The 25,749-nt window shown below is 53.4% G+C and carries 29 protein-coding genes and 1 pseudogene; 4 read left to right on the plus strand and 26 right to left on the minus strand.

Annotated features, from left to right (window positions below; all coding sequences use genetic code 11):
- Positions 1-15: 15 nt before the first annotated feature.
- The 11 genes from spoVG to AC4ED1_RS12835 form a co-directional block, all read right to left on the minus strand.
- A complete protein-coding gene (spoVG, locus tag AC4ED1_RS12785; RefSeq protein ID WP_490939197.1) occupies positions 16-288 on the minus strand; it encodes a septation regulator SpoVG in 273 nt (90 codons plus the stop codon).
- Positions 289-521: 233 nt separating this feature from the next.
- A complete protein-coding gene (locus AC4ED1_RS12790) occupies positions 522-902 on the minus strand; it encodes a RidA family protein (protein WP_490939198.1) in 381 nt (126 codons plus the stop codon).
- Entirely contained in the window at positions 899-1,738 is an 840-nt protein-coding gene (gene purR, locus AC4ED1_RS12795; protein WP_490939200.1) for a pur operon repressor, read from the minus strand. The genes AC4ED1_RS12790 and purR overlap by 4 nt, the downstream gene beginning before the upstream one ends.
- Before the next feature lie 72 nt (positions 1,739-1,810).
- Positions 1,811-2,503: a molybdenum cofactor guanylyltransferase gene (mobA, locus tag AC4ED1_RS12800; RefSeq protein ID WP_490939202.1), complete on the minus strand. Its 693-nt coding sequence runs from the start codon at positions 2,501-2,503 to the stop codon at positions 1,811-1,813.
- 38 nt (positions 2,504-2,541) lie between these two features.
- Positions 2,542-3,393, minus strand: a complete 852-nt coding sequence (ispE, locus tag AC4ED1_RS12805) for a 4-(cytidine 5'-diphospho)-2-C-methyl-D-erythritol kinase (RefSeq protein WP_490939248.1) — start codon at positions 3,391-3,393, stop codon at positions 2,542-2,544.
- 126 nt (positions 3,394-3,519) lie between these two features.
- The gene (cphA, locus tag AC4ED1_RS12810) at positions 3,520-6,183 is read right to left on the minus strand and encodes a cyanophycin synthetase (RefSeq protein WP_490939204.1); all 2,664 of its coding nucleotides are present in this window, start codon (positions 6,181-6,183) and stop codon (positions 3,520-3,522) included.
- 4 nt (positions 6,184-6,187) lie between these two features.
- Entirely contained in the window at positions 6,188-7,021 is an 834-nt protein-coding gene (locus AC4ED1_RS12815; RefSeq protein ID WP_490939206.1) for a cyanophycinase, read from the minus strand.
- Positions 7,022-7,226: 205 nt separating this feature from the next.
- A complete protein-coding gene (locus AC4ED1_RS12820) occupies positions 7,227-7,406 on the minus strand; it encodes a small, acid-soluble spore protein, alpha/beta type (RefSeq protein ID WP_490939208.1) in 180 nt (59 codons plus the stop codon).
- Between the two features lie 103 nt (positions 7,407-7,509).
- The gene (gene veg / locus AC4ED1_RS12825) at positions 7,510-7,788 is read right to left on the minus strand and encodes a biofilm formation stimulator Veg (protein WP_490939210.1); all 279 of its coding nucleotides are present in this window, start codon (positions 7,786-7,788) and stop codon (positions 7,510-7,512) included.
- 157 nt (positions 7,789-7,945) lie between these two features.
- The gene (gene yabG, locus AC4ED1_RS12830; RefSeq protein WP_490939212.1) at positions 7,946-8,836 is read right to left on the minus strand and encodes a sporulation peptidase YabG; all 891 of its coding nucleotides are present in this window, start codon (positions 8,834-8,836) and stop codon (positions 7,946-7,948) included.
- Between the two features lie 43 nt (positions 8,837-8,879).
- On the minus strand, positions 8,880-9,827 hold the full coding sequence (locus AC4ED1_RS12835) for a DHH family phosphoesterase (protein ID WP_490939214.1): 948 nt from the start codon (positions 9,825-9,827) through the stop codon (positions 8,880-8,882).
- 341 nt (positions 9,828-10,168) lie between these two features.
- Here AC4ED1_RS12835 and asd point away from each other — a divergent pair, with 341 nt between their 5' ends.
- The gene (asd, locus tag AC4ED1_RS12840; protein ID WP_490939216.1) at positions 10,169-11,017 is read left to right on the plus strand and encodes an archaetidylserine decarboxylase; all 849 of its coding nucleotides are present in this window, start codon (positions 10,169-10,171) and stop codon (positions 11,015-11,017) included.
- Positions 11,018-11,034: 17 nt separating this feature from the next.
- Here asd and AC4ED1_RS12845 read toward each other — a convergent pair whose 3' ends face one another.
- The 5 genes from AC4ED1_RS12845 to metG form a co-directional block, all read right to left on the minus strand.
- Complete coding sequence (locus AC4ED1_RS12845) at positions 11,035-11,508, minus strand: ribonuclease H-like YkuK family protein (RefSeq protein WP_490939250.1); 474 nt, start codon at positions 11,506-11,508, stop codon at positions 11,035-11,037.
- A gap of 216 nt (positions 11,509-11,724) precedes the next feature.
- A complete protein-coding gene (rsmA, locus tag AC4ED1_RS12850) occupies positions 11,725-12,591 on the minus strand; it encodes a 16S rRNA (adenine(1518)-N(6)/adenine(1519)-N(6))-dimethyltransferase RsmA (RefSeq protein ID WP_490939218.1) in 867 nt (288 codons plus the stop codon).
- Between the two features lie 121 nt (positions 12,592-12,712).
- Positions 12,713-13,264, minus strand: a complete 552-nt coding sequence (gene rnmV, locus AC4ED1_RS12855) for a ribonuclease M5 (RefSeq protein WP_490939220.1) — start codon at positions 13,262-13,264, stop codon at positions 12,713-12,715.
- A gap of 5 nt (positions 13,265-13,269) precedes the next feature.
- Positions 13,270-14,058, minus strand: coding sequence for a TatD family hydrolase (locus AC4ED1_RS12860; RefSeq protein WP_490939222.1), 789 nt, complete (start codon positions 14,056-14,058; stop codon positions 13,270-13,272).
- Positions 14,059-14,187: 129 nt separating this feature from the next.
- Positions 14,188-16,194 carry a methionine--tRNA ligase gene (metG, locus tag AC4ED1_RS12865; protein ID WP_490939224.1) on the minus strand — a complete coding sequence of 669 codons (2,007 nt, stop codon included), beginning with the start codon at positions 16,192-16,194 and terminating at the stop codon, positions 14,188-14,190.
- Positions 16,195-16,473: 279 nt separating this feature from the next.
- Here metG and AC4ED1_RS12870 point away from each other — a divergent pair, with 279 nt between their 5' ends.
- The gene (locus AC4ED1_RS12870) at positions 16,474-16,713 is read left to right on the plus strand and encodes an AbrB/MazE/SpoVT family DNA-binding domain-containing protein (protein ID WP_490939226.1); all 240 of its coding nucleotides are present in this window, start codon (positions 16,474-16,476) and stop codon (positions 16,711-16,713) included.
- A gap of 53 nt (positions 16,714-16,766) precedes the next feature.
- On the opposite strand, the gene rsmI is transcribed toward AC4ED1_RS12870, so the two are convergent.
- The 8 genes and pseudogenes from rsmI to AC4ED1_RS12910 all read right to left on the minus strand — a co-directional run bounded on the left by rsmI (position 16,767) and on the right by AC4ED1_RS12910 (position 23,122).
- Positions 16,767-17,666 (minus strand): 16S rRNA (cytidine(1402)-2'-O)-methyltransferase, encoded by a 900-nt coding sequence (gene rsmI / locus AC4ED1_RS12875; RefSeq protein ID WP_490939228.1) that lies wholly within the window; start codon positions 17,664-17,666, stop codon positions 16,767-16,769.
- The gene (locus AC4ED1_RS12880; RefSeq protein ID WP_490939230.1) at positions 17,632-18,420 is read right to left on the minus strand and encodes a tRNA1(Val) (adenine(37)-N6)-methyltransferase; all 789 of its coding nucleotides are present in this window, start codon (positions 18,418-18,420) and stop codon (positions 17,632-17,634) included. The genes rsmI and AC4ED1_RS12880 overlap by 35 nt, the downstream gene beginning before the upstream one ends.
- A 125-nt stretch (positions 18,421-18,545) precedes the next feature.
- The gene (yabA, locus tag AC4ED1_RS12885) at positions 18,546-18,869 is read right to left on the minus strand and encodes a DNA replication initiation control protein YabA (RefSeq protein ID WP_490939252.1); all 324 of its coding nucleotides are present in this window, start codon (positions 18,867-18,869) and stop codon (positions 18,546-18,548) included.
- 31 nt (positions 18,870-18,900) lie between these two features.
- Positions 18,901-19,542, minus strand: a pseudogene (locus AC4ED1_RS12890) (PSP1 domain-containing protein); the annotation flags it as partial.
- 3 nt (positions 19,543-19,545) lie between these two features.
- On the minus strand, positions 19,546-20,526 hold the full coding sequence (holB, locus tag AC4ED1_RS12895; protein WP_490939232.1) for a DNA polymerase III subunit delta': 981 nt from the start codon (positions 20,524-20,526) through the stop codon (positions 19,546-19,548).
- A gap of 11 nt (positions 20,527-20,537) precedes the next feature.
- Entirely contained in the window at positions 20,538-20,984 is a 447-nt protein-coding gene (locus tag AC4ED1_RS12900) for a YaaR family protein (protein ID WP_490939234.1), read from the minus strand.
- Positions 20,974-21,651 (minus strand): dTMP kinase, encoded by a 678-nt coding sequence (gene tmk, locus AC4ED1_RS12905; RefSeq protein ID WP_490939236.1) that lies wholly within the window; start codon positions 21,649-21,651, stop codon positions 20,974-20,976. The genes AC4ED1_RS12900 and tmk overlap by 11 nt, the downstream gene beginning before the upstream one ends.
- Before the next feature lie 10 nt (positions 21,652-21,661).
- Positions 21,662-23,122: an aminotransferase class I/II-fold pyridoxal phosphate-dependent enzyme gene (locus AC4ED1_RS12910; RefSeq protein WP_490939238.1), complete on the minus strand. Its 1,461-nt coding sequence runs from the start codon at positions 23,120-23,122 to the stop codon at positions 21,662-21,664.
- Positions 23,123-23,403: 281 nt separating this feature from the next.
- Here AC4ED1_RS12910 and AC4ED1_RS12915 point away from each other — a divergent pair, with 281 nt between their 5' ends.
- Positions 23,404-23,838, plus strand: coding sequence for a Dps family protein (locus AC4ED1_RS12915; RefSeq protein ID WP_490939240.1), 435 nt, complete (start codon positions 23,404-23,406; stop codon positions 23,836-23,838).
- A 99-nt stretch (positions 23,839-23,937) separates the two neighbouring features.
- Positions 23,938-24,234 carry an antibiotic biosynthesis monooxygenase family protein gene (locus tag AC4ED1_RS12920; protein WP_490939242.1) on the plus strand — a complete coding sequence of 99 codons (297 nt, stop codon included), beginning with the start codon at positions 23,938-23,940 and terminating at the stop codon, positions 24,232-24,234.
- 422 nt (positions 24,235-24,656) lie between these two features.
- Here the strand turns inward: AC4ED1_RS12920 and AC4ED1_RS12925 are convergent, their stop codons facing one another.
- Positions 24,657-24,950, minus strand: coding sequence for a type II toxin-antitoxin system RelE/ParE family toxin (locus AC4ED1_RS12925; protein ID WP_490939244.1), 294 nt, complete (start codon positions 24,948-24,950; stop codon positions 24,657-24,659).
- Between the two features lie 4 nt (positions 24,951-24,954).
- A complete protein-coding gene (locus AC4ED1_RS12930) occupies positions 24,955-25,332 on the minus strand; it encodes an AbrB/MazE/SpoVT family DNA-binding domain-containing protein (protein ID WP_490939246.1) in 378 nt (125 codons plus the stop codon).
- Positions 25,333-25,749: the final 417 nt, after the last annotated feature.

Below are 25,749 nucleotides of genomic sequence, written 5' to 3' on the forward strand. Positions count from 1 at the left end.
TGGTCATTCAACGTCCTATGCTCCTTCTTGCACATCGTCAGTGCGATGGTACACTTCGAGGACAGCAGTTTGGATCTTTTGCCGGGTCTCGGAAGAAATCGGATGCGCAATATCGCGAAACTCACCGTCCGGTGTCCGCTTGCTCGGCATCGCGACAAACATGCCGTTGTTGCCGTCGATGATCCGAATGTCATGGACGACAAATTCGTGGTCGATGGTGATTGAGGCGATCGCTTTCATCCGCCCATCCGTGTTGACTTTTCTCAGTCGTACGTCAGTGATTTGCACCCTCTTGCAACCCCTTTCTAGATGCTTTCTAGATGTAAATGCCCCCTGTTTGCTTATTTCGATCATTGCGCAATTTTTCCTTCCGAAAAAATCAAATTCGATAATAAATATTTGCCGACATAAATCGATTTTAAATGACAAAAAAGTGTGTACTCCATACCGGAATACACACTTTTTCGATTTTGGCGTTTCGATGGTGGATTACAAGACTGTTACCCGCATCCGGGACGCCGTTATCCGCGAACCGCGATCAGGTCGATTTCCACACCGACACCGCGGGGCAACCGGGCCACTTGCACGGTGGACCTTGCCGGTGGCTGATCCTTGAAATATTCCGCATATACCTCATTGACCTTGGCGAAATCGTTCATGTCAGCGAGAAACACCGTCGCTTTCACCACGTCCCGAAACGAAAAACCGGCCGCGCCGAGCACCGCTTCCAGATTTTTAAAAACCTGCCGCGTTTGCGTCTGAATGTCCCCGGTCACCAATTCACCCTCGGGCGTCAGCGGGATCTGCCCGGAAGTAAACAGCATGTTGCCAACCTGCACCGCTTGCGAATAAGGGCCGATTGCGGCAGGCGCTTGCGAAGTCGAAACAGTCTTTTTGTTCATCGCTGCTCTTCTCCTTTGGCCGGAATTTGGAAGTTGCCCGGAACCACTTGAATTTCCTTGCTGAGTTCGTCAACCTGGGCCAGAACGGTCAGTGCCACATAGCCTTCGACCATTTTTTCCTTTGGTTCCGCCGTCGACATGAACACACCGACACCGGCGACTTCCGCTTTAAACTCTTTCATCATGTCGATCATCGCTTTCGCTGTTCCGCCCGCTTTCATAAAATCGTCGATGATCAAAACCTTCGACTGTTCGGGCAGTGAGCGGCGCGACAAGGACATGGTCTGGATCCGTCTCGAACCGGATACATAGTTGATGGAAACGGCAGACCCTTCCGTAACCCGATGGTCCCGGCGGACCACAACGGTCGGGATGTGCAAATACCTTGCGGTCGACACCGCCAGCGGAATGCCTTTTGTCTCGACGGTCAACACGTAATCCGCTCCCGACGCGGAAAAAATATGGGCGAAGATTCTGCCCGCGCGATCCAACACATCAGGTCTGCCAAGGATGTCGGATATGTAGAGGTATCCGCCCGGCAGTATGCGGTCCGGATCCGCCAATACTCCGCACATCTCGGTGACAAAATCGGACACTTGCCGCGGTGGAATACCGGGTATGTATCTTACGCCCCCCGCCGCACCCGCATGGGTTTCCAACGTACCGATGCCCTCTTGCAAGAGCACCTCGCGGATGATTGCCAAATCTTCGGAAAGAGACGATTTCGCCGATTCCAATTTCTCCGCCATTTCCGTCAGGGAGAGCAGGCGATACGGTTGTTCCAGCAAAGTTTGTGTCAATCGCACAATGCGTTCGCTTCTGCGCAAGCCGCTCACCCCCGAAACACGAACATTATATTAAAAATAATACCATAATTTTCGCAAAAAGAACAGACAATCCGGGGGTCTTCATCCGGACAACATGTTCCGCGCCCACACCAGATCATCGGGGTGATCGATGTCGTTGGCGATCTCGGCGTAAGGGGAAATGACGGCGCGTACGTCGATCTGAAAAAGTTCAGCCACCCGGTTTTCCAATTTGGGTATCGTCAGCAGCCCCGCCCATTTTGCGAACAACAAACGCACCACGAAACTGACGCCCAATTCCGCCGAAAGAGCCAGGGGACTTTTGCGCAGTTCCAAAATTTTTTCCACTCGCTCCAAAAGCGGCAGCAACTTGGCCGGCTTCACAAGGAACAGGTTGCCGCCCGTAAACGTTCCTTCTTTCAGTTTGACGTATGTCCGGCGAATCCCGGGGAAACGTCGTTCATGGGTTTGCTTTTCCACAATCGGATAGTACAAATCCGCTTCCGTTCCGCAACGGGCAAGGAAGTCTTCGACCGCTTCGGTTGTCAGAAACGGAACGTCGCAGCTGACAATCAGGAGATAGTCATCAGGATTTTCGGCTTGCTTGAGAGCCTGTTCCACACTTTCGACCAACCGTCCCCGGCTCTTCACCACCACCACTTTGCCGATTGCAACCGATCCCGCGAGCGCTTCCGTCACATACTCCAGCATCGTTTTCCCGTGAATGCGGGCAAACGCTTTTCCTTCCGCGGCAAATCCTGTTTGGCCGCCGCCAACGAGTACACAGGCAAGCATGGAATCACTCCTCACAATTCCATTTTGCCCTATTGTGGCTAGAGAAATCTCGTCAAATACACTTCTTTCGAAAATCCCCGCAACGAGTTATAAATTCTTTGCGCCCGGCTTTCCCGGTCGGCAATGCCGAACACGGTCGGGCCCGAGCCGGACATCAACGCTCCCAGCGCCCCGAATTTGAGCATTTGCGACTTTAATTTTTCAACTTCCGGATGCAGCTTCAAGGTAACGGTTTCCAGCACATTTCCCAAACGGCCGGCGATTTGTTCGGGAGCGCCCGTCGCCAGCGCACGGGTCATCGCCAATGCATTGGGGTGCCAAGCGATTTCATCGATCCGCAGACTGCCGTACACATCGGCCGTCGACACGGCTACCGGAGGTTTCACAAGCACCACCCACAATGGGGGAGCAGCCGGCAGCCGCTCGATGATCTCGCCCCGTCCCCTAGCGACGGCAGTCCCTCCATAAACGCAAAAAGGGACGTCAGATCCCAATTCCGCCCCGAGTCCCGCCAGTTCGTCCAACGTCAAACCCAGCCCCCACAACCGGTTCAACCCACGGAGTACCGCCGCTCCGTCGCTTGATCCGCCGGCCAGACCCGCCGCAACGGGAATTTTCTTTTCGATGTGAATGTGAATCCCTTTCGCGATGCCGAATCGCTGCCGCAACAAGGCCGCAGCCTTATACGCCAGGTTCCGGTCATCCAAAGGTATGTAAGGTACCGAACAGGAGAGCGTAATCTTGTTTTCCTCCCGCTCTTCAAACAAAAGCTGATCCGACAAATCGACCGTCTGCATCACCATCTCGACTTCGTGAAACCCGTCGGGCCGTTTGAACAAAACATCGAGCGTCAAATTGATTTTTGCTTTCGCTTTTTCGCTAATCACAATTCCACCGCCTGACCCGCATTCGACAATACAAAATACGGTGATAATCATACCATATTTTATAAATTCATCGTCACAACGTCACAAACAAAGAATCACCCTCTCCCAAGAAAGGATGATTCTGTACCTTCAGATCTTCACGGCGCTCAGTTGCGGCATTCCCCCTTCAATCGCGGAAACGGAGACCGCTCCGTATCGTTTTAGCACTTCCGTGACAGGCTCAAATTTTTCGTAGAAAATCACCACAACTTCCCCGCTTTCCATCTCCTGAACCGCTTTTTCCAACGCTTCACACTCGTCCAACACAATGCGGCATTCCCGGTCAGGAACTTCCTCTTTGACGCTCTGGTACAGCAAGTTGGCGATTTCGCCCCGCATCCGGCCTCGCAAATCCTTGTCTTCCTTAATGATCAGGCGATGGAACGCCCTTGCCGCCACCCTTCCCGCCTGTTTCACCACACTGTTGTCCCGGTCACCCGGCACACCGATAACTCCTGTCACCTTCCGGCCCTTCCAAAGGGAAGTCATCCGGCCGACCGCTGCAAACGAATCGGGATTGTGCCCGTAATCCACCATCACATAACCGCCGCCCGGAATCTGGTAAAGGTTCGTCCGTCCAGGGTTGTGCCAATCGCTTCGGAACTCGGTAATGGCGGCCGCGATTCTCTCTCTTGTCATCCCGAGTCCCCTGCAGGCCGCAATGGCTGCCATTGCGTTTGCGACATGAAACTCCGCCGTCCCCCCCATGGTCACCGGTATGTCGACGGCTCGCACAATCCGGCGTTCCGCTTGTCCTTCCGCCTCCACAATCCAGCCGTGTTTCAAAAAATAGGCGGTCCCGCCGACGGCAAGATGCCGTTTGATCAGCGGATGATTGGCGTATAACGAAAAATAGACAACCTTTTTCTTAACTTTGCGAACGCGCGGGATCTCAAGTAGCCCCGCCAACCGTTCATCGTCCGCGTTCAGGACGAGCGTTCCCCCTTCCCGAACCCGTTCCGCCAGCAGCGATTTGACATGGACGAGATCCTCCAATTGCTCGATTCCGTCCTGTCCGATATGATCCGGCTGGATGTTGGTGATCACCGCCACATCCGACCAGTCATACCCGAGTCCGGAACGGACAATCCCACCTCTGGCGGTTTCCAGAACCGCGATTTCAACAGCAGGGTCGGACAAGACTGTCCGGGCAGAAAGCGGTCCTGTCGTATCCCCTTTCACCACGTATTGCCCGCCGATAGAGATCCCGGCCGTCGTAGCCATTCCCACCGTTTTGCCCGTCGCGGCAAGAATATGGCCGATCATCCGGGTCGTGGTGGTTTTTCCGTTCGTGCCCGTGACCGCCACGATCGGGATTCTTGCCGGTACGCCAGCCGGATACAGCATATCAAGGATCGCTTCACCGACGTCCCGCGCTTGTCCCTCGCTTGGAAAATGGTGCATGCGGATTCCCGGTGCCGCATTGACTTCAATCACGCCTCCTTCACCCGGCCGTAAAGGTTCCGCAATATCCCGCAGCACAAGATCGATGCCGCAAATATCAAGGCCGATCACCCGCGCTGTCCGTTCACACAGCCTTGCAACTTCCGGATGCAGATCCGCAGTGACGTCTTTTGCCGTTCCGCCCGTCGACAGGTTTGCACTTTCCCGCAAAAAAACCGTTTCCCCCCGCTGCGGAACATCCTGCAAACCGCGCCCGCATTTCCGTAGATACGCAACCAGAATCGGATCGATCACGATTCGCGTCAAAGGTTTTTCGTGATCGTCCCCACGTAAGGGGTCCCGATTCACCATCTCGATCAATTCCGAAATGGTATGAACCCCATCCCCCACAACCCGTGCGGGTATCCGTTCACTGGCGGCAACGGCGTTGCCGTTCACCACAAGCACCCGGTAATTCTTTCCGTCCAGAAACTCTTCCACCAAAACATCCGCCGAATACTCGCAGGCGATCCGAAAAGCATGGGTGACCTCCGCCGGTGTCGCCAAATTCAGAGAAACGCCTTTGCCTTGACAACCGTTTAAAGGTTTGACCACGACCGGCACCCCGACATCCGTCCAAAACGCTACGGCTTCCTCCGGCGTGCCGACGATTTTTCCGCGGGGAACCGGTATGGCCGCTTGCTCCAAAAGAGACTTGGTCAAAGCTTTATCGCTGGCAATGTCAACTGCGATCGCCCGGGTCTGATCCGAAATCGTCGCTTGCAGGAATTTGCGGTTTTTGCCGTAACCCAGCTGGACCAGGCTCCGGTCGTTCAACCTGAACCACGGGATACCGCGGCGATCCGCCGCTTCAAGTATCGCCCGCGTGCTCGGCCCCAACTCGGTGACCGACGCGATGCGCTTCGCTTCTTCCAAACGCTCCTCAAGCGGAAACGGGCTACCCTTGACCAGGGCGTTAACAAGTTGCACCGCGGTTTGCAAAAGATACCGGGTCGCTTGTTCCGCTTTGTATTCCACCACCACATCGTAGATTCCCGGTCCGTCCGCATAAAGCGTTTTTCCGTAAAAAGCCGGGATTCCCGCCAATTCCGTCAATTCCAGGGCGACATGCTCCACGATATGTCCAAAATAAGTTCCGCCGTAAAGCCTTTCAACAAATCCACCGGGTCGTCCTTTCGCGCAATGGTGGTCATGCACGCCGGGCAGCAGGCTCAACAGCCGGTCGATAAATCCGGGAATTTCATAACTTTCCTTTTCGGTCAATTCTTCCAGGTACAGCTTCATCAACAGGACCGGTTTATGATTATAGATGTTCGGACCGGGCAATGTCCGGATCTCGCCGATTCTCATTGTGTCAGCTCCTTGTTCCGTCAGCCTTCGCGGATTTTGTGTCCAAAACAGGCGTGCGATCTTGCAAATTAAACCGATACCCGGCCGGAAGAACATGCAGCGTGATTCCGCACAACGCCAGATCGTCATTCTTCCGCAAACCGGACACATTCGAATATGTAAGCGCCCCCGCATCAATCACGGTAACCGCACCGGCGCCGATCACGACAAATTCCCGATTTTTCAACACCAGCGCCGTATCCTCGTCAATGCCAAGTCCCAAATGATGAGGATACTGCGCCACAGCGGACAGCAAACGACCCAACCGGCCGCGTTGCGCGAAGTGCTGATCAATCACCACTCCCGGAATAAACTCCATGCCGGGAGCCATTTCCACAATTCCGATTCGCGGATTTGTTTCCGGAACTCCTTCGACAATCATCGTCGTCGACATCATCGAAGCCCCGGCGCTGGTTCCCGCCAATACCATCCCTTCCCGGTGCCGCTTGTGAAGCACCGTGTCGATTCTGGTTCCGCCCAACAAATTGGTGATTCGCACCTGATCTCCGCCTGTGAAAAACACGCCGGTCGCTTTCTCAATCGCTTTTACCGCGCTTGTTGAATTTGCGTTTTCCCGGCAGGAAACGTCAAAAGTCCTGACATCCTCGACACCAAGACGTTCAAACACTTCCAGGTATTCCGCCCCCACCTCGAGAGGAAGCTTTGTGGCAACCGTAACCACGACAATCCGGGCATGCGGTCCTCCGGCTAAGCGAACGAACTCCCGAAGGATTTTGCATTCTCCCTTTTTGTCTTCCGCTCCTCCGATAACCACCAACTGACCGGAGGTTTGACTCACTGCATGCGCCTCCTTAAACTGGAAGTTTACTTCTTATTACGCCCACTGGGTACCGGGTATTTCAACTTTCAGCTTCACCCAATGAATTGCCGGATATTCACCGTTCAACAAGAAATCCCGGCAAGACGCTCGCCGCGATCCCGTCAAACGTTCATAAACCAGGGCATTTGCCCTGGCCGGGACGCTTTTGGTTCAGAAGCATACGTCAGAGATTTTGTTTGGCCAAAGCCTCTTCCGCAATTTGAATGGCCCGCTTTACCATGTTCCCGGCGTCTTTTGCCCGGATGCTTTCCCAACCTTCACGTTGGACGGTGTCATAAAAGCCAAGTTCCTTAGCCAATTCCACCTTGAATTCTTCCGACATCAGACCGCGCCGTCGAGCCAATGCAATCGCCTCCTCATAGTCAGCGTCCAGCAATAGTATTTACCGACAAAAAATAAAAATGCCCCCGCGATTCCGGAAGCATTTCCCCAAACCTCTTATTGTTTTATCCTTCCACATACGTCACTCGGATCTGTTCTTCATCTTTGCAAACCGTCAATTCGACGGTTTCCGTCAGGATATCCGCATAGCTGTAAGATACGCGTTTAAAGGAGTTGCCAGTGTTTTCAAGCTTAACGACGAATACGGACGGGTACGTTTCCTCCAACACGCCCATTCGCTCAATCGTCTTGCGACGACCGCCGTTCGCCCGCAACAAGATTTTTTCCCCAATGAAGCCGTCAAGATTACGCTTGATCTCACTCAGTGGGTTTTTCGTTGCCATCGACACCACCTCTTTCCTTTGACAAGTATACCATCGGAAATAAGTTGTGTCAAATTAAGAAAAATATTATAGCAACGCTTATCAAACCCTGTCAATGGGGCATTTGTCGCCACTTCAAAAAATTTTAAAGATTTTCGTGACTAAAGTTCTAATTTTTTCAATTTTTCGCCATGTTGGCCCCACTTTGCCACCGCACCGATCTTGGCAGTCCAAGCCGGTATTTCCCCCTCGATTCAAGCCCTCCCAGACCGTCCGTTCCAGTGATCGTCGATTGCACAATATCGAAAATATTAATCGTTTGGTTAATGGGAGTATACGCGACTTTTTCCGCCACCAGCACCGGATCCAGAGCGTGAATCAAAATCCGTTTCGGTGACGAAGCAAAGTTCGCCCCCGCTTCCAACAGCGCTTCGTAATACGATTGGCAAGCTCCCGCAAAGATGACGAGTTCATCGAGGCTGCGTTCGTACCTACGTGCCACTTGCACCGCGCGGATAAAATTTTCCGTGTTCCGGTAATTGTATATTTTCGTAACGTCATGCCCTTTGCGAATCAACCCGTCATGCCCTGTGACAACCAGGATATCGGGCTGATACAGCTCAAGAAAATGGGGCAACACCTCGGCCATCCGCGATTCGCTGACATGATGACCGTTCGCCTGCAGCCCCAGTTCCCCGTAAAAAAGCATGCATTTGTTCAAATACGAGCTGTCTCCGTCAAGATGGAGAACCCGTCCCGGCCGTTCGAAAAAACTGTTGCCCTCTTTCAGCTTCACCCCGGACCGCAGCATCTGTTTCTCCTTGTCCACCAACCGGCGCATCCGGATCAAACGCAGGCTGTCGGCCTCCTGCCGGGAGTGTTGCAGCATATGAGCCTGCCATTCCTCGTCTCCGACCCGTTCCAGATCGTCAAACGGAGCGTCTGCCAGAAGCCGTACTTCCATCCCTTTGAGGGTTGCGACCCGCAGCGAGGAATCGACGTCGATTACAATGAAAAAAACGTCTTTTCCATACGATTTGCGAGCGACCCGGTCCCCGACTTTCCACATGCGCATCCCCCCGAACACTCAACTGGGATATCGTATGTGAATGTCAGGGCTGTTGTGTCAACAGGTCACAAAACACCCGCCGGATGTCTTCAAAAATCAACTCCAGCCTTGCGCTGTTGCTGCGAAATCCTGCAAACACCCCGTACCCCCATGTCTTGCCTTTCTTCATTGACGGTATGCTGCGAAACAGTTCCATCGCCCGTATTCCAAAATTTTCTAACAACTCCTGGCGGAGATACATCCGCACTTCGACCTCGTTGCCTTTCCGATACCCGACGACACTTGCGTCAGCGCCAAGATCAAACAACGCTCTGGCTGCATAGGTTGGAATGTTCGACTCGATCTCCGCCATCAGGATATGGTAGCCGGCAAAAGTGGCTTTCGTTGCAGAAAGGGCCGCGTCGATAATCGCGCCGCGGTCTTTTCGGTCTTCCACAAGATACAGGCGTTTGATGTCTTCATAGCCGAGTCCGCCGATCCGAAGCAGTTCCCCAAAAGACTGAAACGCTTCCGCCTCCCCTTTGTGAAAGTGGATCGTATCGGTCAAAATGCCGGCACACAGCGCCATCGCCATGTTTCTGTCGATCGGCGCATTCAGCTCTCTTAGCACCCGGTACACGAGCTGACTCGTCGAAGACACGACATCGTACAGCGCGGCGTCCGCCCTCTGGATCAAATGATTGTTCGGATGGTGATCGATCACAAAAAACCGCTGGGGGATCGAATCGCACAATTGTGCCGAATGAGCGGTATCCACCACTACGACATTTACATACTCGCATGTCTTGGGTCCGTATATGACGGTCATTTCCAGTTCCTCAACCAATCGCTTGGCATGGCCGGCGATTTCCTGCGGAACCCCGACATCACCGCCGATAAAACGGGACAAGGCATAAGCGGCACCAATCGCATCACTGTCCGCCAGATCATGACAAAGAATCAGGTTGTTCCCGCCCCGAATCCTTGCCATTTCTTCCACAAACGACTTCATGTGACACCTTCCTATGTCAGAACCGGACGCACGTGTCCGGTACGTAAACTGAGAGCGATTCGATTGTAACATTTCTTGTCCGAAGGGTGCTACCCATTTTCTAGCACAATATGATTGGGCCCGGATAAAGGTTCGTAGTTAGTATACCCTTCGATCCGCCGCAAAAAATCACAAACTGTATCCCCGGCTCCTCCTTACAGAATTCGCTACTCAGGCGAAAATCCCTTCCTAACAAAAATCTCGGCGGCTCCCGCGGAAATTGCAGCCATTCCGGCATCTGTTGCAACGGAGCAAACGGACCGATATATTGGAAACTGTAAAACAAAATCGGAGGAACCTGCATGAGCGACCGTTTGCGCTTAACCTTACTGAATTTGCTTCCGAAAAACGCGATTTCCCGCTTGGCGGGCCGCTTCGCGGAAAGCCGGCTGTCAAAGCCGGTGATTCCTTTTTACGCACGGCATTTTCGGGTGGACCTGGAGCAAGCGGAAAAACCTATTGAAGAATATCGCACCTTAACGGAATTTTTTACGCGGCGATTGAAAAGCGGAGCCCGGCCGATCGCCGGAGGAGACCGGATTTTGGTGTCGCCTGTCGACGGGGTGGTATCGCAATTCGGACCGATTCACCACGGCACCCTTTTGCAGGCAAAAGGAGTCGTTTACTCGCTGGAACAGTTGCTTGGCAGCCGGGAAAAGGCGGCGTTGTACGAAGGCGGAATCTTCCTGACGATCTATTTGTCCCCACGCGATTACCACCGGATTCATACCTGTCTGGCCGGCAAGGTGAAAGGGTATTCTTACATACCGGGTTCGTTGTATCCGGTCAACCCGTTTGGCGTTCGCAACGTGCCCGGCCTCTTTTCGAAAAACGAACGGCTGACCACTTATCTGGCCACGCCATACGGGGAATACGCCATCGTCAAAGTCGGAGCGACGATTGTCGGGTCGGTGCGGGTTGTATATGACGAATCGTTGACCACCAATGTCCGCGGCGGACGCGTCACCCACCTCTCCATTGAAGGGCCTTCTCTGGAAAAAGGAGCCGAACTGGGCTTGTTCCGTTTCGGTTCCACCGTCATCTTGCTGTTTGAGCCGGGAATGGTCACATTGGATGAACTGCACGAGGGCCAATTTGTACAGATGGGGCAGCGGATCGGGGAGATTGTGTCTCATGACACGGAAAAATAAGGAAGGCGGTTCATTTCTTATCCCGACGACCTTGTATACCGGTCCGCCACTTTGGATGCGCCAAACGCATGGGGTTTGACCTTCGCCGTATATCCGGAAGCCGTCACCCAACCGACGATTTCCTTGATCATCGACTTGGTTGCGCCCTTGTCCCCGAGATCCAGGTGAATTTCCAGATGCCCTCCGCAGATGTCCGGTATTTTTTGCGACATCTCCTGACACAACAAGAGCGAGTAAGACGCTTCCGTGAACATGCGCTGCCTTAAAGAGCGGATTTCCCGGGAAGGCCGCCGGCAGATGTAATACCTTGCCCCTTTGCCGACACGATGGACAATAACAGCGGTCACAAACATCGTGATGCCCCGGTCGTACCGATTTTGCGAATCGGAACCGATGATCACCTTATAAGCGTCATCAGGTCCCGTCCCCACAAACTCACAAATGTCCGCGATTACTTCGTCCAGCGTCAACGTTCCTTTCGTCGGATTCATGAACTGCACGCGACCACCGCCTTTTCTACATCATATTCTGTCCAAACGGTCAAGATGCGGGCTTTGCAACAACTTTATAATCGGTTTCAGACACCTGATTCGCATAGTTTATAAAGAAATTCGCCAGCAACCCGTCGGCTTCCTCTCTCAGTCATTTTAAGAGTTTGCAAAAAATCGGGGAGCGATTCCACAAAACAAAAGGCAGACGAACCACCCCTACTCCAAAAGGGCAAATTCATCCGCCAACCTTGCGAATTCTTCGAGCGACAGCGTCTCCCCGCGTCGCGACGGATCGATTCCGGCGCGTTCCAGCACCCGGAGGATCGCTTCTTTTCCGCCCGAAACGGAAAAACCGTGCTGCAAATTGTTTAATATCGTCTTCCGGCGCTGTGCAAACCCCGCTTTGACCAGCTTGAAAAAAAGGGCTTCATCGCAAACCGCAACCGCCGGCTTTTCCCTCAACTTCAACCGGATGACAATCGATTCCACATTCGGCTGCGGCATGAACGCCGTTTTCGGAACCCGGCAGATGATCTGCGGTTCGGTATAATACTGGACCGCAATGGTCAAGGCCCCGTAATCTTTGCCGCCAGGCGCCGCCGCCATGCGTTCCGCGACCTCTTTCTGCACCATCACCACAATGGAAGTGAGTGGCAGGCGCTCTTCCAGCAGCTTCATCACAATCGGGGTCGTCACATAATACGGCAAATTGGCGACGATGCTCACCTTCCGCCCCGTAAAACATTCGGCAAACAATTCGTGCAGATCCGTTTCCAAAACATCCGCATGGCGAACAAACACATTCGGATAGCCGCTTAACGTCTCCGACAAAATCGGAATCAGCCGGTCGTCTTTCTCGATCGCCACCACCACGCCCGCCCGTTCCGCCAGCGCCTGGGTCAGCGTTCCGATGCCGGGTCCGATCTCCAATGCGCCATCCGCTTTCGTCAAGTCGGCAGCCTCTACAATTTTCTCCAGAATATTCGCATCGATCAAGAAGTTTTGTCCAAGGCGCTTCTTAAACTGAAAGCCGAATCGGGCCACCACTTCACGGGTTGCCGACGGATTCACAAGCCGTTTCATTCGCCGCCACCTTTTCCCTTCTAGTGCCAATCCCGAAACACTTCCGGTACCCAATCCATTTCCGGTTACATGCCACCGCCGTTCCAAACCGACAGACGTTCCGCCCCCGGTACGGACGCCGTTATTTTTCCCCATGACGGTCGATCCGTTTCCACGCGGCTTTCCATTCGCCACGCGTAACGCCGAGCATATTCAGCTTTTTCCAGAACGTCTTCGCATTCCCGTGTCCGATTCCGAGAATTTTGCCCAACTGGCTGCGCAAAGCTGCAGATTCGGGCTGTCCGACCAGTCCGGCTTCCTGCATTTCCAGCCAGCTGAATTCTTCCGCCGCTCCGTTCCATTCCGTGCGAACCGCTTCCAACGCCCGGCGGATGCTCTCGGGCGAAGCGTTTTCAATCCCGATGTCCCCGTTGGCAGACGCCTCTTCTCGCGGCAAAAAAGCATGCTTGCAGCCGGGAACCCTTTTTGCCACAATCTTTCGGATCCGCTCGCCGGCGTAATCGGGATCGGTGAAAATAATCACGCCGCGCTCCCGCTGCGCCCGTTCGACCTGCTTCAAAAACGTTTCCGAAACGGCCGATCCGCCAGAGATCAGACAATCAGCTTCCACCGCCCGTTCAATTGCGATTTTGTCGTGTAACCCTTCCACCACAATGACTTCTTTAATTTTCATGATTCCTACATGGACACAAACGGATTCCGGACTTGAAAAATCCGTTCCGCGTTTTCTGACGTGATTTTGCAGATTTCGACGAACTCCATGCCCTTCAGTTCGGCGATTTTCTCCGCCACATACCGGACGTACAGCGGCTGGTTGGGCTTGCCGCGGTGCGGTTCCGGCGTCAAATAGGGGGAATCGGTTTCCACCAGCAGATAGTCCAGCGGCACCTTGGATGCCACTTCCTGCGGCCGTCTAGCGTTCCTGAAGGTGACCGGACCGCCGAACGAAATCATGAAATTCATGTCCATGCACTCTTTCGCCATTTCCCAGGACCCGGAAAAACAATGCATAACGCCGCCGACTTCTTTGGCTCCTTCTTCCCGCAGGATTCGCACGATGTCGCCATGAGCCTCGCGGTCGTGGATGACGACCGGCAGTTTGAGCTCCCTGGCCAGCCGGATCTGCCGCCGGAACACTTCAAACTGCACTTCCCTCGGCGTCGTGTCCCAGTGATAGTCGAGGCCGATTTCCCCGATTGCCACCACATGCGGAAGCTTCGCCCATGCACACAGTTTCTCATATGTCTCTTCCGTCACGCCATTGGCGTCATTCGGATGAATCCCGACCGCGGCGTACAGTCCCTGCCAGACTTCCGCCAGTTCCACGGCCCGTTCGGATGACGGAAGATCATAACCGGGAACCAAAATCTGGACCACATTGTGATCGCGCGCATTATGGATCATTTCCACGATGCCGTTCTCGTCAAATTTGCCGCTGTTCAAATGACAGTGCGAATCAAACAACATTTCTTCCACCTGCTTTCGTAGCGGGCCGGCTCCGGCCCTGCTCCGGAAACTGTTTTCCGGATCCCCTCCCGCCGGGACAAACTGGCATTTCCGCGTCCAAGCGCCGCCGGCCCCTTTGGCCGAAAGTTTTTATTTCACCTTGGCACCGTTCGGAATGTCGTCCGATACGGTCGCCAATACCAGCCGTTCCCCTTCCGACGCGGCCAGAATCATCCCGCGGGATTCCACTCCGCGCAGTTTCACGGGTTTCAGGTTGGCCACAAGAATCACCTTCCGGCCGACCAATTCTTCCGGTTTGTAGTATTGGGCAATGCCGGAAACGACTTGCCGCTGTTCATTCCCCACATCCAACTGCAGTTTCAGGAGTTTGTCCGCCTTCTCGATTTTCTCGGCCTGCAGCACCTCCGCCACCCGCAAGTCCACTTTCGAAAAATCGTCGATCGTGATCAGCGCCGCCTCTTCGTCCACGAGTTTTGCTTCGACCTCACCGGCAGCCCCCGTGTCTTTCCCCGCCTGACTTTGCGGAGGTTGGACCGCAGCCTGCTTGTTGGCTCCCGTCGTCGAATCGATATATTTGACTTCCGCTTTCAAATCCAGGCGCGGGAAAATCGGGTCCCCCTTCACCACACGGGTCCCTGCGGGAAGCAAGCCGAACTGACGGGTGCTGTCCCACACGGTCAAGTCGCCTGCTTCAATTCCCAACTGTCTCCAGATTTCTTTCGGGGTTCGCGTCAGGAATGGTTGGATCAAAATGGAAATCACCCGCAACGATTCCGCAAGATGGTACAACACCGTTCCCAATCGTGCCGACTGTGCGTTGTCCTTGGCCAAATTCCAGGGCGCCGTCTCATCGATGTATTTGTTGGTTCCCGAGATCAGCTGCCAAATAGCGGTTAACGCGACCGAGAATTCCATCTTGTCCATTGCTTCCTCCACCTTGTCGACGGTGGACCTCGCCAGTTCCCGCAGCCCGTTGTCGAGTTCGTCAGGACTTTGCGGGGCTGGAATCGTACCCTCAAAATATCTTTCGATCATCGCCACTGTCCGGCTCAACAAGTTGCCGAGGTCATTGGCGAGATCGTAATTCATCCGCTGAATCAGCGCTTCCGGAGTGAATACGCCGTCTGAACCGAAGGGCACCTCACGCAACAGGAAGTACCGGATTGCATCGACCCCGTACCGGTTAATCAGCAATTTGGGATCGATGACATTTCCCTTCGATTTGGACATTTTGCCGTCTTTCATCAAAAGCCAGCCGTGTCCGAAAACTTTCTTCGGCAGCGGCAGGCCCAGCGCCATCAGAATGATCGGCCAGTAAATCGTGTGGAACCGGATGATCTCCTTGCCGACGAGATGCACGTCCGCCGGCCAGTACCGTTCGAATTTCGCCCGTTCCCGCGGGTCGTCGGACAAATACCCGAGCGCCGTAATATAGTTGGTCAAAGCGTCGATCCAGACATAAATCACATGTTCCGGATCGTTCGGCACCTTGATGCCCCAATCAAACGTCGTCCGCGACACGCAGAGATCCTCCAGTCCCGGTTTGATGAAGTTGTTGATCATTTCGTTTTTCCGGGATTCCGGTTGAATAAAGTCAGGGTGTTCCTCGTAGTGTTTGAGCAGCCGGTCAACATACTTGTTCATCCGGAAAAAGTAGCTCTTCTCCCGTACCAGTTCCAGATCCCGGCCGCAATCCGGACATTTCTTCCCTTCCGCCGCCTGACGCTCCGTCCAGAACGCTTCGCAGGGAGTACAGTATAACCCTTCGTATTCGGCCAGATAAATGTCGTCCTGTTCCACCAGCCGCTGAAAAATTTTTTGCACAACCTTTTTATGGCGCTCTTCCGTCGTGCGAATAAAATCGTCATACGAAATGTCGAGTTCTTTCCAAAGATCCTGAATCCATTGAATGATCTCGTCCACAAACCGCTGCGGCTGTTTCTTGGCTTCTGCGGCCCGCCGCTCAATCTTCTGGCCGTGCTCGTCCGTACCGGTCAGAAAAAACGTGTCATATCCCCGCAACCGTTTGTACCGGGCCATCGCGTCGGCGGCAACGGTCGTGTAAGCATGCCCGATATGCAGCTTGTCGTTGGGATAATAAATCGGAGTTGTAATATAAAACGTCGGTTTTGACATGCTCGTCCCTCCTAACATTGATACCCCAAGCGGCGCATCCGCCAATGTGGGCATCGACGCTGAAAAAGCCTCTCCAATCGCAAGAGAGACAGAATTTTCCGCACGATGTATAGATGTATAAAGGATATTGTATCTTACATCGCGGATAATAACAACTTTTGGAACAGAAGAAAAAATTCATCTCACTATTGACTGTTATGGGAATACTTGGTACGATTGCCTTAAAAAGAAATGTCGATTTTTGTCGTAAGATTGTGTAAAAGGGGAGAGGGATTTATCATGAAATCAACTGGTATTGTTCGTAAAGTGGACGAACTGGGACGCGTCGTCATTCCGATTGAACTTCGGAGAACCTTGGGAATCGGGGAAAAAGACGCCCTTGAAATCTACGTGGACGCCGACCGCATTATCCTGAGAAAATACGAGCCTGCTTGCATCTTCTGCGGACAAGCGGACGAAATCGTGCATTTCAAAGGCAAGAACATTTGCCCGAACTGCATTGCCGAAATGAATCATTAAGCAAATGAAAGGAAAGAAAAACCATTGAATCCATTGAATCGGCTCTTTCCCGTTCAATGGTTTCTTTTTTTTTCCTCCGCGGCTACCACCTCGCGGTAGACCTCCCTTTTCGGCAGATCGCGTTCTTTCGCCGCTTGTTTGATCGCGTCTTTCCTGGTCAACCCTTGTTGAACCAGCGCATCGACATGTTCAACGAGGGTGAGATTTTCCCACCAGGCCGTTGGCCGCCCGTGCGCCGTCTCTCCGCCCGCCCCGGCCACTACCAGCACATATTCCCCCTTTGCCGGCTCCGATTCAAGCATCGCCAGCAGTTCATCCAACGTCCCCCGTGCAAACTCCTCGTACCGCTTGGTCAACTCCCTTGCCACAGTCACCTTGCGGCTGCCGAAGACGTCCAGCAGATCTTGCACCGCTTTCTTCAAGCGATGCGGTGCTTCATAGAAGATCAGCGTTTCCTGCCGGCTTTTCCAACGCTCCAACTCTTTTCTGCGTTCTTTGCGCTCGCGCGGCAGAAAGCCTACAAACGAAAATTGGCCGGTCGGCAGTCCGGATGCGATCAGGGCCGCAACCCCTGCACAAGCTCCCGGAACGGGCACCACCGTATACCCGCTGTTTGCCACCGCCCGGACGATCTCTTCCCCTGGATCCGATATCCCCGGAGTTCCCGCGTCAGACACAAGGGAAACGTTCAGCCCCTTGTCCAACAACTTGAGAATCTCGTCTTCCATCCGTTTCTTATTGTGTTCATGGTAGGAGATGAGACGCGGACCCTCAATTTCAAAATGGGCCAACAATTTCCGCGTCTGACGGGTGTCTTCCGCCGCGATCACCTGGGACTGCCGCAGCACGTCGACGGCGCGGAACGTCATGTCCCCCAGGTTTCCGATCGGAGTCGCCACGAGAAACAGCGTCCCTTTTTCATGTTTGCCTTGAAAGCTGAACCTCTTGTCCATGGTGATCGCTCCCGCCGTTGTATATTGCGTCGACTTCCGGAGTGAATCGCCCGTCCTCCCCGTAGAGGATCAAAGGCGGATCGATCTTCAGATCCGGTCTCCCGTTTTTGATGGCTTCCACCAATACGATATTGGGTCTCTGATGGACCCGGGGATACACCAAACGCATCCGCTTGGGTTCCAATCGAACACACCGCATCTCATACAACAGATCGGCCAGGCGGTCGGGCCGGTGAACAAACGCCGCTTTTCCGCCCGATTTTGTCATGTGTCCGGCAGCCGTCACCGCGTCACGCAATGTGCAGGCCACTTCATGCCGGGCGATCTTGACGTGTTCTTTCGCGTTGGGATCCCCCTGTCCCACCGGCAAATACGGCGGATTGCAAGTGACGAGATCGAACCCGCCGTGGGGAAACAGGGAAGCCGAATCCCGCATATCCCCTTGCACGATCTCGATCAAATGCCCGAGCCCGTTTCCTTCGACGCTTCGCCTCGCCATATCCGCCAGGCGTTCTTGCAACTCCAATCCGACAATTCGCTTCACGGGATTTCGGGTTCGCGTCGTCAACAAAATCGGGATCACACCGTTGCCGGTTCCCAGATCCAAGACACGGTCGTTCGGACGCACAGTCGCATAATGGGCGAGCAATACCGCATCCATCGAAAACGAAAAGACTTCGTCGCTTTGAATGAGCCGCAACCCCTTCGTCATCAAATCGTCCAGTCGCTCTCCCGGCTCGAGATGAAATGCCACGCGTTTTCCCCCCGCATCGAGTCTTATCCGAACGAAAAAACAGCGCCCGGCATCAGCGACGGAACACCTGCCGGAAAACGGCAAGGACAGGCATCCGGCTGATCAGACGCACGCAGAAACGTTTGTTACGATTTACGGAGAAACGACAGACAAAACAAACAGTCTCCTTCGGTCCGCATGGAACCGTAGTGCACGTGGCAAACATGAAAGCCTTCATGATAGAGACGGGCCAATGCGTCAAATCCCTCCCCCGGCGAAGCGACGGTCTCACCGGTTTTTGCCGTCTGGCGCTCCATGCGATTCCGAAGGTTTTCGTTCTCAATTTGCAATTTGGAATTCTCTTCCAACAGCTCGATGATTTTCTTCTTCAGGCTTCCCAATTCCCCATAGAGTTCCCCGATTCGCTCCTCCAAATGAGCCACCTGGGCAAACACGGCTTGTTTGTCCACGGCCATCTCCCCCACCTCATCCCGTTACTTGTTCGTAAGTGTCGTTTTCAAACTTCAAACAACACATCAAACGACCGCACAGGCCGGAAATCTTTGACGGATTGAGAGACAGATTCTGGTCTTTCGCCATCCGGATCGAGACAGGGTCAAAATCGCCCAGCCAGGAGGAACAGCACAACACGCGTCCGCACGGACCGATTCCTCCCAACAGCTTGGCCTCGTCGCGCACCCCGATTTGCCGTAGTTCGATGCGGGTGCGAAACACCGCCGCCAAGTCTTTCACCAGTTCGCGAAAATCGACCCGGCCGTCCGCCGTAAAATAAAAGATTACCTTGTTACGGTCAAAAGTGTACTCGACGTCAACCAGCTTCATCTCCAACTGATGGTCGCGAATCTTTTCCAAACAAATCGCGCGTGCCCTGACGGCCAGTTCCTTATTCTGCTCCACCTGCTCCGCGTCCTTGCCGTCGGCGATTCGGATAACCTTTTTCAACGGCAGGATGACGTCGTTTTCCGTAACTTCTTTTTTGTCAATGACCACCTGTCCGTATTCGATCCCCCTGGCGGTCTCGACGATCACGTAATCATGCGGTTTCACCGGGAGCGGCCCCGGGTCGAAATAATAGATCTTGCCCGCTTTTTTGAAGCGGACGCCGATCACCGTATATGTCATCGCTTATCCCCCTTGCAGCCTCAATACCATGTGTTCCAGCGCCAATTGCTGGTTCGCATGGGATTGCAATCGCTTTTTGGTCGACAGGACAACCTCCACCATATGGACCAAATCTTCCAAACCGTAGGATGCTGCTTGGGACTGTATACGAGAAAGCTGATTCTCATAAACGATTTGATCTTCCATATCGAGTTTGGCGTTAATTAAATCCCGATACCACCACGCAAGACAATCCAGGAAAGATTCCACGTCCTCGGCGGTCCAACCTGGCTTGTTGATTTTGTCCTGTATAAGAAAAAGAGGATTCCCTCTGTTTGAGTGTATTTCTTCGCTTAATTGTACCACCAGATTTACGGTTTCCGCAAACTTCCCGGACCCGGAAAAATTTCTCGCAGCCTCGACGCTTTCCTTGACAAAAGAAACGAGTTTCGCCCTCGCGGCAGGGATTCCTTCCGCTTGCAGGACAGTTTGAATCGAGTCTGGAGCCATCCGGCGAAACGGAATGATCTGGCAGCGGGAGACGACGGTCGGCAGTAAACCGGATTTTCGATTGGCCAGCAAAATCGCAACGACCGGGGAAGAAGGTTCCTCCAGAAACTTCAGCAGCGCATTTGACGCTTCCGCCGTCATCAGTTCCGCCTTTGTCACGATATAAATTTTGCGGGAAGCCTCCATCGCCTTCAGCGCAAAGGATTTCTGCACTTCCCGGACTTGCTGGATCTTGATCGATTGGCCGTCCGGTTCGAGCAACGCGATGTCCGGATGATTGCCGGAATCCACTCGCCGGCAATGAATGCACGCTCCACAAGGGCGCTCGGCCCCCGTACGTTCGCAAAGAATTCCTTTGGCAAAATGGAGGGCCGTCTCCTTCATGCCGGAACTTTCCGGGCCGAGGAACAAATAAGCGTGCGCCAGACGACCGGTGGCCAACATGTTTTGCAACATTGCGGCGGCAGTCCCTTGAACAGGCCATTTGGGAATCATCACATCACACCTTAATAATACAAATTGACCAGCAATCCTTTGATGTCGCCGATTTTTTTCAGGATTTCAAGCTGGTTCTTTTCTTCTTTCAAGACTTCTTCCGCCAGTTGCGCCATCAATTCGTCGATTTCGGACACGATTTTGTACAATTTCATACGCCCTCGGCGGTCAAACCCCTGCCGTTGCTTGATGCCGTACCCGCCCTTGACGATTTCTTCCAGGAACCTGCGAATCCGTTCCTTGTAGTTCATCAGAGCGCGCCAGGAGCATTGCTTGGAAAGCTCCTTTCCCAACTGATCGATCGATTGAAGCAGTTTGTCGAGCTCCGCTTTTTGCAAGCGTTCCCTCGAGAGCGACAGTATATCTTGAAAGGCAGGGCGATTGACATCCCCTGCCTGTTTTTCTTCGCGCAACCCCAATTGTTCGATAAAAGTGCCTGAACTGCGGTTAATTTTCATATAACCCCCGCCTTCTGCAAGCGGAATACGAGGAACCTTTCCCGGTCTCTCCGAGCAGCCGGCTCATCTCGCGCCGGACTTGCTCCGCGACTTCACCGATCGGCCTGGTTCCGTCGAGCACGATGAAGCGGTCTGGTTCCTGCGAGGCCAATTCGAGGAAAGTTTCGCGAACCCGCGTGTGATAAGCCAGATCCCGTCCTTCAATCCGGTCGGGGCCTCCCCGGGACTGAATCCGTGAAAGGCCTTGTTCCGGAGGAACGTCGATCAAAAAGGTGCGGACCGGCCACAACCCGTCCGTCGCTTCCTCGCTCCACCGGCGAATCATGGCCGGGGGCAATCCCAAACCGACGGCCTGATACGCGATGCTCGCGTCGATATAGCGGTCGCAAAGCACCACTTCTCCCCGCCCAAGAGCCGGCCGTATCACTTCCTCGACATGCTGCGCGCGGGAAGCCGTATACAGCAAAGCCTCCGTTTTCGGAGCCATCGATTTGTTCTCCGGGTCGAGCAACAAGGCGCGGATCTTGTCGGCAAGCGGGGTTCCTCCCGGCTCGCGCGTCGTTGTGCACGCTATGCCGAGCGAGTCCAAATGGTCGGCAAGCAGCCTCAATTGCGTCGATTTACCGGCTCCGTCGGGCCCTTCAAACGTGATAAACAGTCCTGACATCGGCATTCTCCTATCCAATCACTCTCACATACTCAAGCGTCGCGTCTTCCGTGCCTTGAAACCGCGCTCCCGCATTTTTCATTTCCCGCAAACAGCCGACCAGTTCGGCCGTATAGCGCTCCCCGGGAAGAATCAACGGGATTCCCGGCGGATATGGAATGACAGGTTCGGCGGCAACTTGCCCGGCTGCCGCTTGGAGTTCGACGCGGCGGCGGGCGCTATGCAGCGCTGCGCCGGGAAGCATGACCTGCTCCAATCGAAAATGGACCCGATCCAAAATGGCACTTTGCCTTTCCCACGCGGCATCCCCGGTCTTGCCCGCCGGTTCTTGCAACTCGGCCAGAAACCGCAGGCCGTCCAACAGCCGGTTGACCTGCTTTTCCGTATCCGCGTAAGAAAAAACGGCCAGCAGATGACCGTCATCCGCCATTTCAAAAAATATCCCCCGCCGTTCGCGCAGCAGCCGTTCCGCCGCGAAACCGGTCAGACCCAAGCGCCTGACCCGAATCCACCATTTAAAAGGGTCAACCCCTGCCGCATAGGCTCCGCCATCGTAAAGCGCCAATCCTTCGATTTTCGCCAGTTCCTCCCTGCCTTGACGAAGCGCTTGCAGCGCTTGATCCAACAGTTCACGGCCCCGGGTCGCCATCTGCTGGCGGGCCGCGTCCAGAGAAAGCAGCATCAGGTAGGACGGACTCGACGTCTGCACCATCCCCAGCGCGGTCCGCAGCCGCTCCGCGTCATACCGGCCTTTTTTTCCGTGGAGCATCGCGCTTCCCGTCAATGAACCGAGCGTCTTGTGCGTGCTTTGAACCGCCAGATCCGCGCCGGATTGGATCGCGGAAACGGGCAATTTTTCGTGGAACGGAAAATGGGCGCCATGGGCTTCATCGACCAGCAGGAGCTTGCCGTGACGGTGTATTTCCTCGGCAATTGCGGCAATATCCGAACAAACCCCCTGGTAAGTGGGGCTGGTAATCAGTATCGCGCGGGCGTTCGGGTGTTCCGACAGCGCACGTCTGACCTCCTCCACCCGAATCACGGTCGAAATTCCAAACCGTTCATCCACCTCGGGATAGAGATAGACCGGCCTCGCGCCTGTCAGCATTACCGCATGGTGGACCGATTTGTGGGCATTTCGCGGAATGACGATTGTCTCGCCGGGGCGGCAGGCGGTAAAAATCATCGCCATATTGCCGGCCGTCGAACCTCCAACGAGAAAGTGGGTTTCGTCACTCCCAAACGCCTGCGCGGCCAGTTGCTGCGCCTCCCGGATCGCCCCTTCCGGCTGATGCAGGTCATCCAAACCGGGGAGTTCCGTCAAATCGAGCCGCAACGCTTGTTCCAACCAGACCGCGGCATCCGGCGGGAAGCCCCTTCCCATTTTGTGGCCGGGTACGTGCAACGCCAACGGATTCGCTTTCAGATGTGCCCGCAAAGCCTCCAAAACGGGAATTCGCTGTTGATCCACAATAAACGGCCTCCATCTCCATCCAAACCGGCGTAAAAATATCTCTTTTTACAATTATAGACCGGCTAAAATATTTGTTTCAACCGGATCAAACGGAAAACTCGCTTCCATCATCGGCGAAGCGGGCGGCGATATTATTGCGGTGGACGTCATGAACCACATTCCGATTTTATTTTTAAAAATTTTCCGGAAAACCGTGAGCCAAAATACGGCAATCCGATAAAAAACAGGGTATACTTAAGTTATGCGACTGTTTGCATATCGAAAAGGAGCTGGTACATATGAATGACATCGTCAATGTGCTGAACAAGCAAATTGCCAATTGGAGCGTGCTCTTCGTCAAATTGCACAATTATCACTGGTACGTGCAAGGCCCGCAGTTTTTCACGTTGCATCTGAAATTCGAAGAATTTTATAACGAGGCCGCCCTCCATATCGACGAGTTGGCGGAACGGCTGCTGGCCCTGGGCGGCAAACCGCTTGCCACCATGCGGGAATATCTTGAGGCCGCAAGCGTGAAGGAAGCAACCGGCCAGGAGTCGGCGGAACAGATGGTGCAAATCATAGCGGACGACTTCTCCATTATCATATCGGAATTAAAACAAGGAATGGAGACCGCGCAACAACAAAACGACGAAACAACCGCCGACATGCTGCTTGCCATCCATACCCAATTGGAGAAACACGTTTGGATGCTGCGTGCGTTCCTGAAGTGACACAAAGCCCTCTTGCTGGCGCTGCCGGCAGAGAGGGCTTTGCCGCGAAATCAGGGGTGCTATAATGGACTTGAAAAAATGCTCAGGAGGTACCTTGATATGTACGTCGTAATGAACGTTCTGCAAGTTCCCGCGGAAGGCAAGGCCAAAATGATCGAACTGTTTGGCAACAGCGCGGAGAATATGAAGCAGGTTCCCGGTTGCCTGGAATTCATGTTCCTCAACTCCACCGATGAGGACAAACAGGTTGTGTACACCAAATGGGAAAGCAAGGAAGCGTTTGTCGCCTGGACGCAAAGCGAGGCGTTCCGCAAAGCGCATGACGAGCGGCGCACCAGAGGCTCTACCGCCACCGGCTCCAAACTGGAGACTTACGAAGTGGTACACAGCACATGATGCAAAGAGGGGGTGCGGAAGCACTCCCTTAACGATTTCGTTGTCCCAACTACATTTGTTTCACAAGAGTCTTTTTCCCATTCCCACCTTGTGTTTATTTTCTTGACCACAATCACAGGAAAGGTGACTCCTAACACTTGAAAGACAGCAGTTCCTAAACTAAACTCCATCAAAGTTCCCCCTAATCGTTCAACAGCACGCCTATTTCCTCTTAGCAAAAATCCCATAAAGAAGAATGAATAAAAAAATTAAAGGCTTGGACCAAACAGCCCGCGGCGCGTAAAGGGGGGCGACCGCTGCCGGCATCACCGACGCACGCGGTTAAAGGACGGTGACGCAGGAAGAACGATGGGCGATGTTGCATCAGATGAAGGGCGAGAAATGAGCGAATCCTCACCGGGCATGGGTTCGGTGGAGGTTTTTCAATCCAAATATCGTTTAAGTTCTTCCCAAAAATTCTCTCGGGCGCCGGCCATAATGATAACGACGACATCTCCGTTTTCGTTCTCCGTGATCCGGTAGGCGATTTCATAGTTTGTTCCGCGATAATATACATCATAACCCATGATGCCGGCAAGCGGTCCGGTTTTTGGTTCTCCGATATACGGATCTTCTTGGATTTCCCGAATCGCTTTCTTGAAAGCGTCTTTCAATCCTTTTTCGACGAGCTTTTTGAAATATCGTTTAGCGGGAGGCATGTAGACAACAGAAACCAAAATTTCAATCCTCCGAATCTCCAAAGATTTCATCGGTTTCATCGTGCCCGGTTGCATTTCGTGCCAATTCATCTGCTTCTTCGATCATTCGGAGAACAGCCGGACGAACTTTCGCCTTGATCCGTTCAAACTCCCGAAGCAATTCTTGTCCCGAAAGTCCCTGTTCAATTAAATCCTTAAGAATCTCAACAGAAAAATCGTCTTTAGACTCCCGAATCGGTCGAATGACGATTTCATCGTCACGCATAAAGCATTCGACCGTATCCCCGATCTTCAATTTTTCGAAAAATTTCTGCGGTATCGTCACTTGCCGCTTTGAGGACACGCGAATAAATTTCGATTCCATCGGTGCACTCCCCGTTCGTTCAGCCACCGTTGCCATGATTCTTACCTCCATTTTATCCAGGTTTTTGTTTTTTATTCTTGGTTACTTTGTCTCTTGGTTTCTTGGTTCTTTGTCTCTATTATACATTTAACAGCTCATATTTCTCAATATATCTTCGCCCATTTCGATCAACACGACCATTTCGGTCAATGCTGTCATGTTGACCAAAGGATCGCTTCATGCGTATTGCAATCCAAACAGATGTAATTGACGACCTTGTTCTTTCTTTTCCAGGTATTTGCTTTCTTTTCTTATTTCTTTTCTTGTTTCCTTTCTGGCCGTGTTTGGAAACCGGACACACTGTCAATCATTCCTTGCCCCTCCTTAAACGGTTCATCTTCAACACGTTTCAAAGGGACTTTCGACCACCATAGCAAGTAACTCGTGCGGTTTAATCGAGTAGGAGGGGGCGGC

The organism is Effusibacillus sp. SKA8 (assembly GCF_058273125.1).

Excerpts from the sequence above, each read along its gene's own strand:
- metG (WP_490939224.1), bottom strand. The coding sequence starts at position 16,194 with ATGTCAAAACCGACGTTTTATATTACAACTCCGATTTATTATCCCAAC.
- tmk (WP_490939236.1), bottom strand. The coding sequence starts at position 21,651 with ATGTCAGGACTGTTTATCACGTTTGAAGGGCCCGACGGAGCCGGTAAA.
- holB (WP_490939232.1), bottom strand. The coding sequence starts at position 20,526 with ATGATTCCCAAATGGCCTGTTCAAGGGACTGCCGCCGCAATGTTGCAA.
- rnmV (WP_490939220.1), bottom strand. The coding sequence starts at position 13,264 with ATGAAAATTAAAGAAGTCATTGTGGTGGAAGGGTTACACGACAAAATC.
- AC4ED1_RS12790 (WP_490939198.1), bottom strand. The coding sequence starts at position 902 with ATGAACAAAAAGACTGTTTCGACTTCGCAAGCGCCTGCCGCAATCGGC.
- AC4ED1_RS12835 (WP_490939214.1), bottom strand. The coding sequence starts at position 9,827 with ATGAAGTCGTTTGTGGAAGAAATGGCAAGGATTCGGGGCGGGAACAAC.
- yabG (WP_490939212.1), bottom strand. The coding sequence starts at position 8,836 with ATGTGGAAAGTCGGGGACCGGGTCGCTCGCAAATCGTATGGAAAAGAC.
- AC4ED1_RS12930 (WP_490939246.1), bottom strand. The coding sequence starts at position 25,332 with ATGGCAACGGTGGCTGAACGAACGGGGAGTGCACCGATGGAATCGAAA.
- AC4ED1_RS12900 (WP_490939234.1), bottom strand. The coding sequence starts at position 20,984 with ATGAAAATTAACCGCAGTTCAGGCACTTTTATCGAACAATTGGGGTTG.
- asd (WP_490939216.1), top strand. The coding sequence starts at position 10,169 with ATGAGCGACCGTTTGCGCTTAACCTTACTGAATTTGCTTCCGAAAAAC.
- cphA (WP_490939204.1), bottom strand. The coding sequence starts at position 6,183 with ATGAGAATCGGCGAGATCCGGACATTGCCCGGTCCGAACATCTATAAT.
- AC4ED1_RS12870 (WP_490939226.1), top strand. The coding sequence starts at position 16,474 with ATGAAATCAACTGGTATTGTTCGTAAAGTGGACGAACTGGGACGCGTC.
- AC4ED1_RS12860 (WP_490939222.1), bottom strand. The coding sequence starts at position 14,058 with ATGTTGTTTGATTCGCACTGTCATTTGAACAGCGGCAAATTTGACGAG.
- AC4ED1_RS12915 (WP_490939240.1), top strand. The coding sequence starts at position 23,404 with ATGAATGACATCGTCAATGTGCTGAACAAGCAAATTGCCAATTGGAGC.
- veg (WP_490939210.1), bottom strand. The coding sequence starts at position 7,788 with ATGGCAACGAAAAACCCACTGAGTGAGATCAAGCGTAATCTTGACGGC.
- mobA (WP_490939202.1), bottom strand. The coding sequence starts at position 2,503 with ATGCTTGCCTGTGTACTCGTTGGCGGCGGCCAAACAGGATTTGCCGCG.
- rsmA (WP_490939218.1), bottom strand. The coding sequence starts at position 12,591 with ATGAAACGGCTTGTGAATCCGTCGGCAACCCGTGAAGTGGTGGCCCGA.
- rsmI (WP_490939228.1), bottom strand. The coding sequence starts at position 17,666 with ATGGACAAGAGGTTCAGCTTTCAAGGCAAACATGAAAAAGGGACGCTG.
- AC4ED1_RS12920 (WP_490939242.1), top strand. The coding sequence starts at position 23,938 with ATGTACGTCGTAATGAACGTTCTGCAAGTTCCCGCGGAAGGCAAGGCC.
- AC4ED1_RS12845 (WP_490939250.1), bottom strand. The coding sequence starts at position 11,508 with ATGAATCCGACGAAAGGAACGTTGACGCTGGACGAAGTAATCGCGGAC.